Consider the following 16,870-nt stretch of genomic DNA (forward strand, 5'->3'; position numbering starts at 1 on the left):
CGGGCCGCCCCCGCCCCGCCCCACCGGTCCCGACCGACCCGCAGCACCCGACGCCGACCCGGCGCCACCCCTTGCAGGACAGCATCACCGCAGATCATCCCGCAGACCGAGGCTCCCGCCTCAGCACCCATCGGCCGCAGACGGCCCACCCCACAGGAGACGACGATGTCCTTCACCGCACCCATCCCTGCCAGGTTCCGCCCCAGCCGCCGCGGCGTCCTCGGCGGCCTCGCCGCGACCGCGGCCGTCGGCAGCACCCTCGGCCTGACCGCCTGCGGCGGCGGCAACGCCAGCTCGCAGGAGGGCGAGCTGCGGATCCTCGTGACCAAGCACGCCCTGACCAAGCCGATGGCCGAGATGGCCTGGACGAAGCAGCTCGAGGAGGCCGCCGGCATCCCCATCGTCTGGGAGGAGGTCTCCGCCGACTGGGACCAGAAGAAGTCGACCATGCTCGCCGCCGGCGACGTCCCCGACCTCATCGTCGGCACCCAGGCCATCAACGACTCGGACCTCGCCACCTACGGCACGCTCTTCCAGGACCTCACCGAGGACCTCCCGTCCCTGCCCAACGTGCAGGCCATGTTCGAGGCGAAGCCCGAGCTGAAGGCGCTGGCCACCCAGGCCGGCGGGGAGATCTACTCGATCCCCGGCTACAAGCGCTTCTGGCCGCCGACCGTCCAGCACCAGTACATCAACCGCCAGTGGCTGGACGCCCTGGGCCTGCAGATGCCCACCACCTGGGACGAGCTGTTCGACGTGCTGGTCGCCTTCAAGGACGGCGACCCCACCGGCACCGGCCAGGCGGTCATCCCGATGGACTGGAGCCCCGTGGGCACCGGCGGCTTCGGGTACTTCCAGGCGATCCTCCTGCTGGGCTCGACCGGCCTGCCCATCAGCGGCGGCGGAGGCCAGGGCTACTTCCTCCAGGACGGCACGGTCGGCAACTTCATGATGGACGAGCGCTACAAGGAGGTCGTCGCCTTCCTGGCCCGCTGCCAGGCCGCCGGCCTGATCTCCGGCGAGGTCATGACCCAGGACTACTCGGCCTACCAGTCCGTGGGCCGCGGCCCCGGCGACGGTACGGCGACCGTCGGCTTCACCTGGGGCTGGACCCGCTCGGATCGCTTCGGCCCCGACATCGCCGAGCAGTACGAGGCGATGCCCGTGCTGAAGATGTCCGCCGACCAGTCCGACCCCGTGACCTGGTCCTACGACCAGTACGGCGAGAACTTCCCCGGCAACCAGGTGGTGCTCTCGGCGACGTCGAAGAACAAGGAGGCGGCCCTGAAGGCCATCAACGCCTTCTACGACCAGGACATGTCGATCCAGGTGCTCTTCGGGGACATCGGCCCCAACATCGAGAAGACCGGCGACTCCTCGTACAAGGTCCTGCCCGCGGCCGACGGCACCGACCCGTCCACCTGGAAGTGGACCTCCACCCTCGCCGACAACGGCCCGGTGTGGATCCGCGACGACATCGAGGTCGAGCTGCCCGCCGACCTGCAGGAGGCCATCGACGAGTCGGTGCCGCTGCAGGAGGGCATCGACAACATGGACCTCGACAAGGACGTCTACCCCGGCCTGTTCATCAAGATGAGCGCCGAGGACCTCAACGCCATGTCCCTGGTCAACACCACCCTCATGAACACCACGATGACCAAGTTCGCGGAGTGGATCACCGGCGGCAGCAGCATCGACGAGGAGTGGGACGCCTACGTCGCCACCTGCCAGGAGTCCGGGGTCGACCAGAACATCGCCACCATGCAGAAGTACTACGACGACTACATGGCCTCGAAGGGCTGAGCCGCCATGACCCGGCAGGAGGGATCGCCATGAGCGTCCGCACCGACACCCCCGCCCCGGCGCCCGACACCGCCGCGCCGCCCGCGCCCGCCCCCGGCCGGGGCGCGCGGCTGCGCCGGCACGTGGCCCGCTACTGGCAGCTGTGGGCGATGCTCGCCCCCGCGCTCGGCTTCGTCATCGTGTTTGCGTACGTGCCGATGTACGGGATCCAGCTGGCGTTCCGCGAGTTCGACTTCACCGCCGGCCTCACCGGCGGCAAATGGGTGGGGCTGAAGTACTTCATCCCGTTCTTCGAGTCCCCGCTGTTCTGGGACCTCATGCGCAACACCGTCGTCATCTCGATGGCGACGCTGGTGCTGGGCTTCATCACCCCGATCTTCCTGGCGCTGGTGATCAACCAGATCCTCCGCAGCCGCATCAAGCGCGCCGTCCAGACGATCACGTACCTGCCGCACTTCATCTCGATCGTCGTGATCGTCGGCATGCTGCAGGTGTTCCTCTCCCCCACCAGCGGCCTCATCACCCGCGTCCTCGCGTTCTTCGGGATCGACGGCGTGAACTTCCTGGGATCGACCTCGACGTTCGTGCCGGTGTACGTGATCAGCGAGGTCTGGCAGCACACGGGCTGGAACTCGATCATCTATCTCGCGGCCCTCGCGGGCGTGTCCACGCACCTGTACGAGGCGGCGAAGATCGACGGCGCCTCGAAGCTGCAGATCATCCGCCACGTGGACATCCCCGCGCTGGTGCCGACGATGGTCATCCTGCTGATCCTCAACATGGGCGGCGTGCTCAACACGGGCTTCGAGAAGGTGTTCCTCATGCAGAACACGCTCAACCTGCCGGTCTCCGAGGTCATCTCGACCTACACCTACAAGATCGGCATCCTGAGCAGCCAGTTCAGCTACTCGACGGCCATCGGCCTGTTCAACACCGTCATCAACTTCGGATTCCTCGTGCTGGCGAACCAGATCGCCAAGCGCGCCTCCGACACGTCCCTGTGGTGAAGGAGGCCCCCATGTCCACCACCATCTCCCCCGCGACCGCCCCGCTGCGGCGCCGCCGGATCGGCATCTCCCGCAGCGACATCCCCTTCGCCATCATCGTCACGCTGATCTGCGCGGCCGTCCTGTTCGCGACGCTGTACCCGATCTACTTCGTCGCCATCGCCTCGATCAGCGACCCGACCGCCGTCGCCACCGGCCGCGTCGCCTTCCTCCCCAAGGGCATCAGCCTGTTCGGCTACGAGCAGATCCTCGCCGACTCCCGCATCTGGACGGGATACCGCAACACGCTGATCTACTCGATCGTGGGCACGGCCCTGAACCTCGCGGTGACGCTGCCCGCGGCCTATGCGCTCTCGCGGCGCGAGTTCCGGCCCCGCCGTCCGATCATGCTGGGACTGGCCTTCACGATGTTCTTCAGCGGCGGGCTCATCCCCACCTACCTGCTGTACAAGGACCTGGGCCTGCTGGACAACTGGCTGGTGTTCATCCTCCCCTCGGCCGTGAACGTCTTCAACCTCATCATCGCCCGGTCGTTCTTCGAGGCCTCCCTGCCCGAGGAGCTGTTCGAGGCGGCGATGCTCGACGGCGTGGACTACTTCCGCTTCTTCCTCACCATCGCGCTGCCGCTGTCGAAGGCGCTCATCTCCGTCATCGGCCTGTACTACCTGGTGCAGCACTGGAACGACTTCTTCACCGGCCTGATCTTCGTGCGCGACTACGACAAGCAGCCGCTGCAGATCGTCCTGCGCGACATCCTCCTGTCCAACCAGGCATTCTCCGGCGGCGCCGGGGGCGCGGGCGGCAGCGGCGGCGCCTACGGGCAGCAGTACGCCGACCAGATCAAGTACGGCGTCATCATCGTCTCCACCCTGCCAGTCATCATCCTGTATCCCTTCCTGCAGAAGTACTTCGAGAAGGGCGTCATGATCGGATCGGTGAAGGGCTGATGACCGCCCTGCATTCCGCTCCGTCCCCCGCCCCGGCTCCCTCCGCGGCCGCAGCGATCGCCGCGGCCCGCACGGAGGGCGCCGCGGCCCGCGCGGAAGGCACGGGGCGGGCGAAGGATGCGGAGACGACGAAGGGCGCGGGCAGGGCGGCGAGCGCATGGCGGTCGGAGAGCGCAGGGCCGTCGGAGAGCGCAGGGCGGTCGGAGAGCGCAGGGCGGTCGGAGAGCACGGAGCCGGGCGGGCGGCGCCTCACCGCGGGCCTGGTCCGCTGGCATATGGGCCTCGGCGAGCTGGGGCTGCGCCTGTTCCTGCTGCACCTGCTGTGGATCGCCGGCACGCTGGCCGGTCTCGTGGTCGCGGGGCTGTTCCCGGCGACCGCCGCCGTCCACGCCGTGCTGCGCGAGGACCAGCGCGAGGCCGCCCGCGAGCGCGCCGGCGAGGACACGCCGCCGCGCCCCGGCCTGTGGCGCGCCTTCTGGTCTGCCTGGCGCGCCGAGCTGGGCCGGGCGAACCGGATCGGGGCGGTGCTGGTGCTGGGCTGGGCCGTCATCGCCCTCGACCGATGGATCCTCACCGGCGCCATCGGCGGCGGCTCCTCGACGGCGGCCCATGGCGGCGGGGCCCTGGACCTCGGCGCCGCGGCGCCCTGGATCAGCGGGGTCGTCGTCGCCCTGACCATCGTGACGGCGCTGCTCAGCATCGTCGTCTGGCCGCTGGCCGCGCACTTCGACGACCCCCTCCCGCGGATCTGGCGGATGACGCTGTCGCTGCTGGTCACCCGCCTGCCGCTGACCCTCTCGATCGCCGCCGTGCTGATGGCGAGCGTCTGGGTGTGGCAGTCGATCCCCGGCCTGGTGCCGGTGTTCGGACTGGCCCTGCCGTTCTGGGCGGTCAGCATGCTCATCTGGCGATCCGGCGTCCTGCCCCGCACGTGAGTCCCGCCCCGGCGCGGGCGCCGCGGCGCCGGTGACCCCGCGGAGCGACCCCGTCGCGACGCAATCCGGCGGACCCTCCCGTCGCGAGCTCATCGAGCGGAGTGATCCCGTCGCTACGTCATCGAGCGGAGTGATTCCGTCGCTACCTCGCCGGGTAGCGACGGAATCACTCCGGCGGTTCGCGTAGCGACGGGATCACTCCGATCGTTTCACCGGCATCACTCCGCTGGTTCGCGTAGCGACGGCATCACTCCGATCGTTTCCCCGGCCGACCCGGCGAGCGCCCGATCGAGCCGGTGCAGAGCATCACGCCCCCCGCGCCTCGCGCCGAGGACCACGTCAGCCGCCGCTCCCGTCGCCGCCGACCCGGCCGCCGCCGACCCGGCCGCCGCCGTCCCGGTCGCGGCCAGCCCGGCGGCCGCGCCGCGCGCTCCCGTCGCCGGTTGCGCCGGGGGTCGGGGGCGGCCTCCATCGGAGGTCGACATCGCAGTGCCGCCCTGCGCCCGATGTGCCCCGGGGCCCGCGCCGGAAGGATGGACGGCAGGCGGACCCGGGCGAAGCCCCGTCACGGGCCGCGGAGAGAAGGGGCTGGTCATGAACGTCGTCCATCGCGCGAGAGGACTGCTGGCGCTGCTGATCGTCGGCGTGGCCGTGCTGGCCGGGTGCGCGGGCGCCACCGGCGGTGCCGCACCCGGGACGCTGCCGGCGCCGCGGGCGGCCGAGCCCGCCTCCCCCGTCGGCCTCACCGAGCAGGACGTGAACGCCTGGCTGGACGGCCGGCTGCCGGTGGCCCTCGAGAACGGAGGCGTCCCCGGCGCCGTCGTCACCGTCGTCCAGGACGGGCGGATCCTCACCAGCCGCGGCTACGGCGAGGCGCGCACCGCCACGGCCGATGCCCCCGCCGTCCCGGTGGATCCCGCATCGTCCCTGTTCCGGGTCGGCTCCGTCTCCAAGCTCGCCACCGACGTCGCCGTGCTGCAGCTGGTCGAGGCGGGCGAGCTGGACCTCGACGAGGACGTGAGCACGTACGTCGACGTGCCGCTGGAGCGGCGCTTCGACGGCGACATCACCCTGCGCCACCTGCTCACCCACACCGCCGGCTTCGAGGAGCACCTCGAGGGGCTCTTCGTGGCCGAGGGCGAGGAGTTCTCCCTCGAGGAGTACGTCCGGCACGAGCCGCCCACGCAGATCTACGCCCCCGGCACCACCCCGGCGTACTCCAACTACGGCCTCGCGCTGGCGGGATACATCGTCGAGGAGACCACCGGCGTGCCCTTCGAGCAGTACGTCCAGGAGCATGTGTTCGCCCCGGCCGGGATGTCCGCGTCGACCTTCGCGCAGCCCGTCCCCGACGCGCTCGCCCCGCAGCTCGCCTCCGGATACGTCACGGCCGACGGCCCCGCGCAGGACTTCGAGATCATCCCCGCCTCCCCGGCGGGCGCCATGAGCGCCTCGGGCGAGGACATGGGCCGGTTCCTGCTCGCCCTGCTCGGGCAGAGCTCCGGGGAGCCGATCCTCTCCCCGGAGATGCTCGCGCAGATGCAGCAGCCGGCGCTGGACGAATCCAGCCTGGGCACCCTCGCCCAGGGTCAGCGGATGGGACTGGGCCTGTTCGACGAGTCCCGCCCCGGCCACCGGGCCCTCGGGCACGGCGGCGACACGAACTTCTTCCACTCCGCCCTGGAGATCTACCCGGACGACGGCATCGGCATCTTCCTCAGCCTGAACGCCACGGGCGACGACACGGCCGCCTACGCGATCCGCGACGACCTGCTCGCCGGGTTCACCGACCGGTATCTCCCGGCCGACGGCGGCGCGGGCTCCGAGCGGCCCGGCACCGTGCCGGCCGCGGGCGGGGCCTCCGATGCCGGCGGCGCCGGAGCCGAGGGTGCCGGGGCCGAGGGCGGCGCCGTCGAGCGGGCCGCGACGGTCGCCGGCAGCTACGAGTCCACGCGGGCCATGGCCACCGGCTACATGGATGCGGTCACGCTGCTGACCCCCGTGCGGATCACCGCGGTGGGCGACGGCCGGCTGGTCGCGAGCGGCCTGTCGCTGAGCGGGCCGCAGCAGTACGAGGAGATCTCCCCCTGGGTGTGGCAGGAGGTCGGCGGGCATCGGAAGCTCGCGGTGCAGGTCGAGGACGGCGAGGTGGTGCGGATCGGCCACGACTCGGCCATGTCGATCGTGCCCGTGGGGCCCGGCCGCGCGCTGCTGCTGCCGGTGCTGGCGACGGCGGCCGTGCTCCTGGTGCTGGTGCTGGCCCTGTGGCCGCTGGGCGCGATCCGGCGCCTGGCCGGGCGGGTCCTGGGCACCTCCCCCGCGGTGCCGGCGCCGCCGCTGCCGTGGACGGCGCATCTCGCCCGCGCCGGTGGGGCGGTGGCCCTGCTGGCCCTGGTCGGCTGGACGGTCGCGATCGTCTCCGCGGGCGGGTTCGCGGTGCTGCCCGCCCCGGCGATCCGCGGCATCCAGGTCGCGCAGGCGATCGGCGTGCTCGCCCTGGTGCCGGCGACGGTCGACCTGGTCCGCACGGTCCTCCCCGGACGCGCGCACGCCGGGTCCGAGGCGGCGGCCGAGGTCCGTCCCCTGCTGCGGGCGCTGCGCCGCGGGCGACGGGTGCTGGGCGCGGTGGTCCTGGTGGCGGCGCTGGCCGGCATCGCCTGGTCGGCGTGGGGGCTGCACCTGTTCAGCCTCGACGTGTCCGTCTGAGCGCAGGGACCGGGCAGAGAGGAGGATGGAGGACATGCGTGATCCCTTCTCCGGCCTGTCCGCGCGGCGCCGCGACGCCCTGCTCGCGGCCGGCACGGCGGTGCTGACGCTCGGCGGTCTGCTGCTGACGCTGCCGCTGCTGGCCGAGGAGGGGCTCGCCCCGCTGGACCCGACGCGGCGGGCGCTGCTGCTGGTCCTCGCGACAGCGCAGGCCGTTCCGCTGCTGTGGTGGCGCACCCGACCCCGGGCGGCGCTGATCGCGGTGGTGGCGGTGCAGGTCGCGGTGGTCGTCCTGCTGCAGGACTCCGAGGTGACCTACCGCGGCATCCCGACGATCCTCGTGATCGCCCGGATCGGCGCCGTCGCCGCCGTGCGGCGCGGGCTGGCGCTGGTCCTGGCGGCGGTGGCCGCGGAGGTCCTGGTCCGGGGCGTCGTCCTGGCGGGTCTGGGGCGGCCGGTGCTGGGGCCGATGCTCGAGAGCACGCTCTCCGCCGGCGGCACCTATCTGCTGGCCTTCCTGGTCGGCGTGATCATCGCCGGACGCGCGGAGAACCGGCGCCTGCAGCGGCAGCAGGAGCGGCGGGAGCAGGATGTGCGCCTGGAGGCGGCCCTCGCCGAGGAGCGCCGCCGCATCGCCGGGGAGCTGCACGACGTGGCCGCCCACCACCTCTCGGGGATGGTGGTGCAGGCCGCGGCCGTCGAGCGCCTGGTGGATCGCGACCCGGAGGCCGCGAAGGCCGGGGCGGCGTCCTTGCGCCGCCAGGGCAAGGAGACGCTCGACGGCCTGCGCTCGGTGGTCGGGCTGCTGCGCACCGGCGGTCCGGTCGCGCCGGTCGCGGGCCTGCGGGACCTCCCGCAGCTGGCCCGGGACGCCCGGGACCTGGGCGTGAGGGTGCAGCTCGAGGTGCGCGGGGAGGTGCCGGAGCTCGCGCCCCTGGTCGATGCCGCGCTCTACCGGATCGCGCAGCAGTCGCTGTCCAATGCGCTCCAGCATGCGCCGGGCGCCCCCGTGCGCCTGGAGCTCGACGCGCAGGGGCCGATGCTCGCGCTGCGCGTGGAGAACCCGCTCGCCCCGGCGACCGCGCCCGAGCGGCCCGATGCGGCGGACGGCCCCGGGGGCACGGGCCTCGCGGTCATGCGCGAGCGCGCCGCGGCCATCGGGGCGCGGCTCGAGGCGGGGCCCGCCGAGGGCGGCATCTGGCGGGTCCTGCTGCAGCTGCAGCTGCCGCGCCCGGCGGCGGGAGCAGGGGCGGGGTCGGGGGCGGCCTCCGGGCGCCCGTCGGCCGAGGACGGAGGAGCCCGATGATCCGGGTGGTGCTGGTCGACGACCAGGCGGTGGTGCGGATGGGGTTCCGGGTGCTGCTGGAGGAGCACGGCGACGTGGATGTGGTCGGCGAGGCCTCCGGCGGCCGGGAGGCGGTCGAGGTCGTCCGCCGCCTGGCGCCGGACGTGGTCTGCATGGACCTGCGCATGGCCGATGGCGACGGCATCGCCGCGACCCGGGAGATCGTCGCGAGCCGCAGCGGCGGGACGCCGGCGGTGCTGGTCGTGACCACCTTCGACCTGGACGAGGACGTGTTCGGCGCCCTCGAGGCCGGGGCCGACGGCTTCCTCCTCAAGGACTGCGAGCCCGAGGAGCTGCTGGAGGCGGTGCGACGCCTCGCGGCCGGCGAGGGGCTCGTGGACCGCAGCGTCACCCGCCGGGTGATCCGCGAGTTCTCCCGCCGCCGCGCCCCGCGGGCGGCCTCCGCGCCGCCGCCGGAGCTCACGCCGCGGGAGGCCGAGATCGTGCGCCTGCTGGCGCGCGGCATGTCCAACGCGGAGATCGCCCGGGAGCTGTTCGTGGAGACCAGCACCGTGAAGTCGCACCTCACGCGGGCGATGACGAAGATCGGCGCCCGCGACCGGGTGCAGACGGTGATCTGGGCCTACCGCACCGGCCTGGCCGAGGACTCCTGAGCGCTCCCGGTGACGCTGCGGAAGCCGCGCAGGCGCAGGCTGTTGCCGACCACGAACACGCTCGAGAACGCCATCGCGGCCCCGGCGAGCATCGGGTTGAGCATGCCCAGCGCGGCGATCGGGATCGCGGCGACGTTGTAGGCGAAGGCCCAGAACAGGTTGCCCTTGATGGTGGCGAGGGTGCGGCGGGACAGGCGGATCGCATCGACCGCGCCGCGCAGGTCCCCGCGCACCAGGGTGATGTCGCCGGCCTCGATGGCGACGTCGGTCCCGGTGCCCATCGCCAGCCCCAGGTCGGCGCGGGCCAGGGCGGGGGCGTCGTTGACGCCGTCGCCGACCATCGCCACGACCTTTCCCTCCCCCTGCAGGCGCGCGATGACGTCGACCTTGTCGGCCGGCAGGACCTCGGCGATGACCTCGTCGATGCCGACCTCCGCCGCGATCCGGGAGGCCGCCGCGCGGTTGTCGCCGGTCAGCAGCACGGGCGCGAGCCCCAGCGACCTCAGCTGCGCGATCGCCTCGACGCTGGTGGGCCGCAGCGCGTCGGAGACCACGAGGATCCCGCGCACCTGCCCGTCCCAGGCGGCGACGACCACGGTGCGGCCCTCGGACTCGGCCGCGGCCTGCGCGGCGGCGAGATCGGGGTCGATGGGCAGGGAGCGCTCGGCCATCAGGGAGGCGCGGCCGACGACCACGGCGGCGCCGTCGACGACGCCCTGCACCCCGCGGCCCTCGAGGTTCTCGAAGCCCTCCGGGACCGGCAGCGCCCCGACCTCATCGGCCGCGCCGGCGGCGATCGCCCGCCCGATGGGGTGCTCGGAGGCGTGCTCGAGGGCGCCGGCCCGGCGCAGCAGCTCGGCGCGATCGGTGCCGGGGGCGGGGACCGCCTCGGCCAGGGTCATGGTGCCGGTGGTGACGGTGCCGGTCTTGTCCAGCACGATGGTGTCGATCGCGCGGGTGGACTCGAGCACCTCGGGGCCCTTGATGAGGATGCCCATCTGCGCGCCGCGGCCGGTGCCCACCAGCAGGGCCGTCGGCGTGGCGAGACCCAGCGCGCAGGGGCAGGCGACCACCAGCACGGCCACCGCGGCGGTCATGGCCGCCGTCGCCCCGAAGCCGGCGCCCAGCCAGGCGCCCAGGGTGATCACGGCGATCGCGATGACGATCGGCACGAAGATCCCGGAGATCCGGTCGGCCAGGCGCTGGACCTCGGCCTTGCCGGTCTGGGCGTCCTCCACCAGGCGGGCCATCTGCGCGAGCTGGGTGTCCGCGCCGACGCGGGTGGCCCGGACCACCAGGCGGCCGCCTGCGTTGACGGTCGCGCCGGTCACGGCGGAGCCCTCCCCGACCTCGACGGGGACGGCCTCGCCGGTGAGCATGGAGGCGTCCACCGCGGAGGTGCCGGTCACGACCACGCCGTCGGTGGCGATCTTCTCACCGGGCCGGACCACGAACTCGTCGCCGACGCGCAGGTCGCCGATGGCGATGCGCTGCTCGGCGCCGTCGCGCAGCACGGCGACCTCCTTCGCGCCCATCTCCAGCAGGGACCGCAGCGCGGCCCCGGCCTGCCGCTTGGAGCGCTTCTCGAAGTAGCGCCCGGCGAGGATGAACATCGTGACCCCGGCGCCGACCTCGAGGTAGATGTTCGCGGCGCCGTCGCTGGGGGCGATGGTCAGCGCGAAGGGATGGGTCATCCCGGGGGTGCCGGCCGTGCCCAGGAACAGGGCGTACAGCGACCACAGCAGCGCGACCGCGGTGCCCATGGAGATGAGCGTGTCCATGGTGGCGGCGCCGTGGCGCAGGTTCGTCCACGCCGCCCGGTGGAACGGCCAGGCTCCCCACACGATCACCGGCGCGGCGAGCGCGAGGGAGGCCCACTGCCAGTACTCGAACTGCAACGCCGGGATCATCGCCATGGCGATCACCGGCACCGTGAGGACGACCGCGCCGATCAGCCGCTGGCGCAGCGAGGTCAGCTCCGGGTCCTCCGCCTCGGGGCCCTCGGCCGATGCTCCGTCGCCCGCAGCCCCGCCCGAGGGCACGGGCGGGGCGTGCAGCGCGGCCGTGTAGCCGGTCTTCTCCACCTCGCCGATCAGCAGCGAGGGGTCGTAGCCCTCGGGGACGGTGACCTTCGCCTTCTCGGTCGCGTAGTTGACGCTCGCCTCGACGCCCTCGAGCTTGTTGAGCTTGCGCTCGATGCGGTTCGCGCAGGAGGCGCAGGTCATCCCGCCGACCTCCAGCTCGATGACGTCCATGCCCGTCAGGGGCCCGCTCGTGCTCATGCTCGCTCTTCCTCCGTGCCGGCCGGGTCGCCCCGGCGGGCTGTCATGTCAGTGGTCGTGGTCGCCATGGCCGCCGCCGTCGTCGGCCGACGCGCCGTCGGCTCCGCCGTCGGCCGGCGCCCCGTCGGCTCCGCCCTCGGCGGGCGCCGGGTCGGATCCGCCGTCGGAGGGTGCCGGATCGGCCCCGCCGTCGCGCGCCGGGTGCTCGGCGTCCACCACGAAGGCGGCGGTGCGCACCTGGCCCGCGACCTGGAAGTCCAGGTAGAGCAGATACCGGCCCGCGGTCGGGGCCTCGCCGACGAAGGCGACCTCCGGTCCTGCGGTCACGCCGGGCCGGGGTGCCTCGCCCTCGGGGTGGACGTGCAGGTAGGCGAGGTCCCCCTCGCGCAGGGCCACCAGGTGGCCGTAGGCGCCGAGGTAGGGCTCGAGCTCCGTGACCGGACGCCCGTCCCGGGTGACGGCGAACTCGAGCGTGCCCTCCCCGCCGGCGACCAGGCCGCCGGTGAGGGTGACCGTGTAGCCGTCGACCTCCGCCACGGTGCTCGGCTGCGGGACGACGGGGCTCAGATCGCCGGCCACCTGCACGGTGCGGCTGAGGGTGAGCCCGCCCGCCCCCTCGGTGCCGGGGGTGAAGTCGGCGTAGACGCGATAGCTGCCCGCCTCCTCCCATTGCCACGGCAGGGACCAGGTCCCATCGGCCGCGAGCTCGGGGTGGACATGGCGGAACCGCGCGCCGTCGCTGCGCACCACGATCAGGTGCAGGTCTTTCTCGTGGCTGGTGGTGTAGTCGGTGAGGGCCTCGCCGTCCGGGCCGAGGATGCGGAAGCTCAGCGCCCCCGGCTCCCCGGGCGCCGCCGGGGCGCTCACTGGCGAGAGCTGGTAGCCCTCGGCGCTCTGGGACAGGCCCGGCAGCGCCGCGGAGTCCGCGCCGCCGTCCGGCTCCGCGCCGGAACCGTGCCCTGCGTGCCCCTCCGTCGGGCCGTCGCCGGCGCCGGCGTCGTGGCCGCCCGCGGCGTGGCCCTCGGCATCGGCGGACCCGCCGCCCGAGTCCTGCCACGCCTGCACGGCGCTGTCGGGGACGAGCGCCCCGGCCAGGCCGAAGGCGCCGCCGAACGCCACCACCAGGGCCGCGCCGTAGACTCCCAGACGGCCGGCGGCGTTCATCGCACGCGGGCGGCCGAGTAGCCGGCTTCCTCGACCGCGGCGAGCACGGCGGCGTCGTCGACGGCCTCCTGCGCGCTCACGACGAGCCGGCCGGTCTGGGCGCTGACCTGGATGTCCTGCACGCCGACGATCTCCCCGACCTCCTCGCGCACCGACATCTCGCAGTGCCCGCAGGTCATGCCCGTCACCGTGTACTCCTGTGCCACCATGGTCATCGCCGCCTCTCTCGAAAAGGTACCCCTAGGGGGTATTGCGAGCTCAGGCTATACCCCTCAGGGGTACCGCGCAAGGGTGATCCGGGCGACGCCTTCCCGATCGGAGGCGCGGAGATCAGAGCGTGGTCATGCCTCCGTCGACGCGGAAGATCGCCCCGGTGGCGTAGCGCGACTCGTCGCTCGCGAGGTACACGGCGATGCCGGTGACGTCCTCGGGGGCGCCGGGGCGGCCCAGCGGGATCCGGCCGATGATCGCCGCCCGCGCCTCGGCGTCGCCGGAGATGCTCGTGACCAGGCTCGTCTCCGTGTAGCCGGGGACGATGGTGTTCACCCGGATGCCATCGGCCGCATAGGCGTTCGCCGTCGCGCGGACCAGCGCATGGATCCCGCCCTTGGACGCGGAGTAGGCGGCGAAGTCGGCGCCCTCCCCGTTCAGCCCCGTGGGGCTGCCGGTGCAGAGGATCGATCCGCCGCCGCCCGCGGCGAGCCGTGCCCGCACGGCGTGCTTGAGGGTGAGGAAGGTGCCGGTGAGGTTCACGTCCAGGGTGCGGCGCCATGCCTCCAGCGGCACGTCTCCGGTGGGGGCGTCCTGGCCGAAGAGCTGCACGCCGGCGTTGGCGACGACGACATCGGGGGTCATGCCCTGCGCGGCGAGCGCGGCGAAGGCCTGCTCGACGCTCGCCTCGTCGGCGATGTCCATCGGCACGGCGAGGGCGCCCTCCCCCGTCGCGGCCGCCCGGGCCGCGTCGAGGTCGAGGTCGGCGTAGGCGACGCGGGCGCCCTCGGCGAGGAAGCGGTCGGCCAGGGCCCGGCCGATGCCCGATGCGGCGCCGGTGACCAGCGCCGTCCTGCCTGCCAGGCGTCCGCCCTGCGGGGAACCGGTCCGATCCATGCCCATCTCCTGTGATGTCATCCCGCGCTGCGACGGCACGGAGGTGCGCCCAGGCTATGCACCGCCCACCCACTGGTCAACCAGTTGCTGGGTGTCGGCGCGAGTTCGGTCGCGGTCGGGGTCGCGGTCGTGGTCAGCCCAGCTCGTGCACCGTGCCCGGCGCCACGACGAGCTCCTCCCCCTGCGGTCCGCGCACGGCCCAGTCCTCCAGGCCCGCGTTGGCCAGGAGCACGAGGTCCTCCAGGGCGAGCACCGCGGTGCCCGGTCCGCCGGGGCCGCGCAGCACCCGGACCGGGCGGCCGCGCTGCGGGGCGAGCCGTGCGATGACCCGGCCGGCCGGGGACAGGCCCTCGGCCCCCGGCGCCGCCGCGATCATGCCCTCGGCTCCCGGATCCGCGGCGGGGGCCACGACGCCGCGGGGACCGGCCATCTCCATCAGGGACACCGACTCCGCACCGCCGGCGGCGGCCTCCGCGATCACCGCAGCGGCCCAGGCTCCCGCCCATGGGGTGTGCTGGCGCGGATCGACGGATCCGGGGGTGAGGTGCGCGCCGTAGCCGCTCGCATCGGCGCGGTCGACCAGCCCCGGATCGGTCGCGACGGCGTTGACCCGCGGGCGCAGTGTGACCGGCCCCAGCAGCAGGCGCGATTCCGGGCGCAGCTCCCGCGCGGAGGCGAGCACGTCGCCGAGGGCGGCGAGGCTGCGCGCCACGTGCCAGGTCTCGCGCATGTGCATCTGCGGGGTGCTGGGGAAGGTCAGGTGCTCGGCCTGCGGGATCACCGCGATCTGCCGGTTGAGCTCGGTGAAATGGCTGCGCGACCCGGCGACCGGCTCGATGCCGCGGCCCGCGACGGCGCCGAGCAGCCGCTCCCACAGCTCGGGCGTGGTGACATGGGCGGCCTCGTCGAACACGGCGGCGCGCACGACGACGAGCCCCGCCTCCTCAGCCCGGTCGAGGATCCCGGCGACGTCGACGTCGCCGGCGCCGGAGATCCGCAGGTCCACCGGAAGCTCCTCGGCACCGGCCTCGGCGCGCGCGGACTCCAGCACCGGCTCGAGGGGGAAGCGGTCGCTGACCTCGACGACCAGATGATCCAGCGCCTCGAGGCCCGGCTGCGGGGCGGTGAGCGCCGCGCCGTGGGCCGTGGTCGCGCCGATGCCGATGCCGGGCAGCGGGACCTCCGCCGCGGCCTCGAGGAGAGGGCGCAGATCCGTCCCGGGCGCGGCGGCGGCGATCCCGACGGGGTCGGCCGGCGCGTCGAGCGCCGTGAGGACCAGCTCCTGGACCACCTCGGTGCCCGCGGGGATGCGGTACGGGAAGGGACGCTCCAGCGGGCGCGAGTAGATCTTGAAGCTCGCGTCGGTCCAGTTGCGCTGGTCCTCCATCTCGAACTCGTCGCCGGTCAGCTCGAGGCGGGCGCGCACGCCCGAGGGCGAGAGCGCCAGGGAGCGGATCCCGAACAGCGGCTGCCAGGGCGCGATCTGCCGCGGGAGGCGGACGTCGCGGTGGTGGCCGTCGACCGTGGTGAGGACGGCGTCGTGCCCGGCCATCTCCCGCGGGAGCATCGCGGTGAGCCCTGCCCGGTTGGTGATGACCTCGTCCTCGGCCGTGAGGACGAGACGCAGGCGCAGCTCCGTCTCGCCGACGGTGAGGGTGGAGGTGGCACGGGCCGCGCCGGCCGCGCCGTCGTAGCGGACCTCGAGGGTGCGCGTCAGGACGTCGCGAGCACCGGTTGGTCCGGCGCTGTCCGCGCCCTCGCCTCCGGCGCCGCCGCCATCGGCCCCATCGACTGCGTCGGTCCAGTCGGTCCCGTCGGTCCCGTCGGTCCCGTCGGCCCCATCGGCCCCATCGGCCCCATCGGCCCAGGATTCGGCGGTGACCTGCGGCGGGATGGTCTCCCACTGCGCATCGCGCAGGGCGGGCCGGGCGGAGGCGAGCAGCTCGACGCCGTCCAGGGCGATCTCGCTGATCTCCTCGGCTTCGCAGCGGAAGGTCCACCGGCCGTGGCGATGCCGGGTGCGGGGATCGGTCGCCGGGGCAGGGCGGGGCGGAGGGGTCGAGTCCACGGTGACTCCTGGTGGTGCGGGGTGGTCGTGCGGGTCGTTCTGCGCCCCGACGTGCGGCGAGGCGCCTCAAGAGTGGCACAGCCCACGAGCGGTCAACCAGTTCATGGGCGTATCGGAGTCCGGCGGCCCGGCGCCCCGCTCAGGCCGGGCGGGCCCGATCCGCGGACGCGCTCCGGCGCGGGGCGCGCACGGTGAGCACGGCCAGCGGGACCAGGGCGAGGATCGCCAGCAGCGACAGCACGGAGAAGCTGGAGACGGCCATCAGCGGGCCGGCGGCCAGGGCGGCGCTCGCGCCGCACAGGTTCGCCAGGGCGTCGATGCCGCCCTGCGAGGACGCCCGGGAGCGATCCGTGATCACCGCGCTGAACAGGGCCGATGCCGAGACGTTCACGAACGACCACCCCACCCCGAGCAGGATCAGCGACACCACGATCCCGGCCGTGGAATCGGGGCGCAGGGCCGCCAGCAGCAGCGAGGCCAGCAGGATCAGCACGCCCCCGCCGACGGCGGCGCGATGCCCGAACCGGTCCGCGAGCAGACCCACGAGCGGCGCCAGCGCGAACATGCCGGCCACGTGCAAGCTGATGGTGAGGCCGACGACCGTGATGGAGCCGCCGTGATGCGCGATGTGCACCGGGGTCATGGTCATGATGGCGACCATGACGATCTGCGCGGTGAGGATCGCGGTGACCGCGTAGCGCGCGGCGCCGTTCGCGCGCGCCTCGGCCAGCAGCTGGCGCAGCCGCCCGCGCCGCCGCGCCGGGGGCCGGGCGGCGTCCGGGGCGGGACCGGGCCCGTCCAGGGCGGGGACGGCGTCGGCGCCGGCGCCGGCGGGCCCCGGTGCGGCGCCGACCTCGGCGGGGCCGGCGCCGCGGGCGGCGGCGCGCAGCAG

Annotated in this window: 13 protein-coding genes; 7 read left to right on the forward strand and 6 right to left on the reverse strand. The window is 73.7% G+C overall.

What is annotated here, in order from left to right; translation table 11 throughout:
• Window positions 1-165: 165 nt before the first annotated feature.
• From BF93_RS17115 to BF93_RS17145, 7 genes are all read left to right on the forward strand, one after another.
• A complete protein-coding gene (locus BF93_RS17115) occupies window positions 166-1,803 on the forward strand; it encodes a type 2 periplasmic-binding domain-containing protein (protein ID WP_038374313.1) in 1,638 nt (545 codons plus the stop codon).
• A 29-nt stretch (window positions 1,804-1,832) separates the two neighbouring features.
• Entirely contained in the window at window positions 1,833-2,810 is a 978-nt protein-coding gene (locus tag BF93_RS17120; protein ID WP_051487147.1) for an ABC transporter permease, read from the forward strand.
• 11 nt (window positions 2,811-2,821) lie between these two features.
• A complete protein-coding gene (locus BF93_RS17125) occupies window positions 2,822-3,757 on the forward strand; it encodes a carbohydrate ABC transporter permease (protein WP_051487148.1) in 936 nt (311 codons plus the stop codon).
• Window positions 3,758-4,032: 275 nt separating this feature from the next.
• On the forward strand, window positions 4,033-4,692 hold the full coding sequence (locus BF93_RS17130; RefSeq protein WP_156954191.1) for a YesL family protein: 660 nt from the start codon (window positions 4,033-4,035) through the stop codon (window positions 4,690-4,692).
• Window positions 4,693-5,286: 594 nt separating this feature from the next.
• Window positions 5,287-7,398 (forward strand): serine hydrolase domain-containing protein, encoded by a 2,112-nt coding sequence (locus tag BF93_RS17135; protein ID WP_038374317.1) that lies wholly within the window; start codon window positions 5,287-5,289, stop codon window positions 7,396-7,398.
• A gap of 34 nt (window positions 7,399-7,432) precedes the next feature.
• Complete coding sequence (locus BF93_RS17140; protein WP_198025476.1) at window positions 7,433-8,704, forward strand: sensor histidine kinase; 1,272 nt, start codon at window positions 7,433-7,435, stop codon at window positions 8,702-8,704.
• Complete coding sequence (locus BF93_RS17145; protein WP_038374319.1) at window positions 8,701-9,357, forward strand: response regulator; 657 nt, start codon at window positions 8,701-8,703, stop codon at window positions 9,355-9,357. The genes BF93_RS17140 and BF93_RS17145 overlap by 4 nt, the downstream gene beginning before the upstream one ends.
• On the opposite strand, the gene BF93_RS17150 is transcribed toward BF93_RS17145, so the two are convergent.
• From BF93_RS17150 to BF93_RS17175, 6 genes are all read right to left on the reverse strand, one after another.
• Window positions 9,327-11,639, reverse strand: coding sequence for a heavy metal translocating P-type ATPase (locus BF93_RS17150; protein WP_038374320.1), 2,313 nt, complete (start codon window positions 11,637-11,639; stop codon window positions 9,327-9,329). The genes BF93_RS17145 and BF93_RS17150 overlap by 31 nt on opposite strands.
• Before the next feature lie 48 nt (window positions 11,640-11,687).
• Window positions 11,688-12,803 carry a hypothetical protein gene (locus BF93_RS17155; protein WP_038374321.1) on the reverse strand — a complete coding sequence of 372 codons (1,116 nt, stop codon included), beginning with the start codon at window positions 12,801-12,803 and terminating at the stop codon, window positions 11,688-11,690.
• The gene (locus tag BF93_RS17160; RefSeq protein ID WP_038374355.1) at window positions 12,800-13,012 is read right to left on the reverse strand and encodes a heavy-metal-associated domain-containing protein; all 213 of its coding nucleotides are present in this window, start codon (window positions 13,010-13,012) and stop codon (window positions 12,800-12,802) included. Before BF93_RS17160 ends, BF93_RS17155 begins: the two co-directional genes overlap by 4 nt.
• Before the next feature lie 121 nt (window positions 13,013-13,133).
• Entirely contained in the window at window positions 13,134-13,910 is a 777-nt protein-coding gene (locus BF93_RS17165) for an SDR family NAD(P)-dependent oxidoreductase (protein WP_038374323.1), read from the reverse strand.
• A 133-nt stretch (window positions 13,911-14,043) separates the two neighbouring features.
• Window positions 14,044-15,978 carry a D-apionate lactonase family protein gene (locus tag BF93_RS17170; RefSeq protein ID WP_038374324.1) on the reverse strand — a complete coding sequence of 645 codons (1,935 nt, stop codon included), beginning with the start codon at window positions 15,976-15,978 and terminating at the stop codon, window positions 14,044-14,046.
• Window positions 15,979-16,117: 139 nt separating this feature from the next.
• Window positions 16,118-16,870, reverse strand: a 753-nt coding sequence (locus tag BF93_RS17175; protein ID WP_156954192.1) for an MFS transporter, incomplete at its 5' end; no start/stop codon positions are given.

The sequence above is a fragment of the Brachybacterium phenoliresistens genome, assembly GCF_000576425.1.
GTDB lineage: Bacteria > Actinomycetota > Actinomycetes > Actinomycetales > Dermabacteraceae > Brachybacterium > Brachybacterium phenoliresistens.

What these genes read in the sequence shown, in the direction of transcription:
- BF93_RS17150 (WP_038374320.1), bottom strand. Translation starts at nt 11,639, where the DNA reads ATGAGCACGAGCGGGCCCCTGACGGGCATGGACGTCATCGAGCTGGAG.
- BF93_RS17165 (WP_038374323.1), bottom strand. Translation starts at nt 13,910, where the DNA reads ATGGATCGGACCGGTTCCCCGCAGGGCGGACGCCTGGCAGGCAGGACG.
- BF93_RS17120 (WP_051487147.1), top strand. Translation starts at nt 1,833, where the DNA reads ATGAGCGTCCGCACCGACACCCCCGCCCCGGCGCCCGACACCGCCGCG.
- BF93_RS17155 (WP_038374321.1), bottom strand. Translation starts at nt 12,803, where the DNA reads ATGAACGCCGCCGGCCGTCTGGGAGTCTACGGCGCGGCCCTGGTGGTG.
- BF93_RS17125 (WP_051487148.1), top strand. Translation starts at nt 2,822, where the DNA reads ATGTCCACCACCATCTCCCCCGCGACCGCCCCGCTGCGGCGCCGCCGG.
- BF93_RS17145 (WP_038374319.1), top strand. Translation starts at nt 8,701, where the DNA reads ATGATCCGGGTGGTGCTGGTCGACGACCAGGCGGTGGTGCGGATGGGG.
- BF93_RS17140 (WP_198025476.1), top strand. Translation starts at nt 7,433, where the DNA reads ATGCGTGATCCCTTCTCCGGCCTGTCCGCGCGGCGCCGCGACGCCCTG.
- BF93_RS17115 (WP_038374313.1), top strand. Translation starts at nt 166, where the DNA reads ATGTCCTTCACCGCACCCATCCCTGCCAGGTTCCGCCCCAGCCGCCGC.
- BF93_RS17160 (WP_038374355.1), bottom strand. Translation starts at nt 13,012, where the DNA reads ATGGTGGCACAGGAGTACACGGTGACGGGCATGACCTGCGGGCACTGC.
- BF93_RS17130 (WP_156954191.1), top strand. Translation starts at nt 4,033, where the DNA reads ATGGGCCTCGGCGAGCTGGGGCTGCGCCTGTTCCTGCTGCACCTGCTG.
- BF93_RS17135 (WP_038374317.1), top strand. Translation starts at nt 5,287, where the DNA reads ATGAACGTCGTCCATCGCGCGAGAGGACTGCTGGCGCTGCTGATCGTC.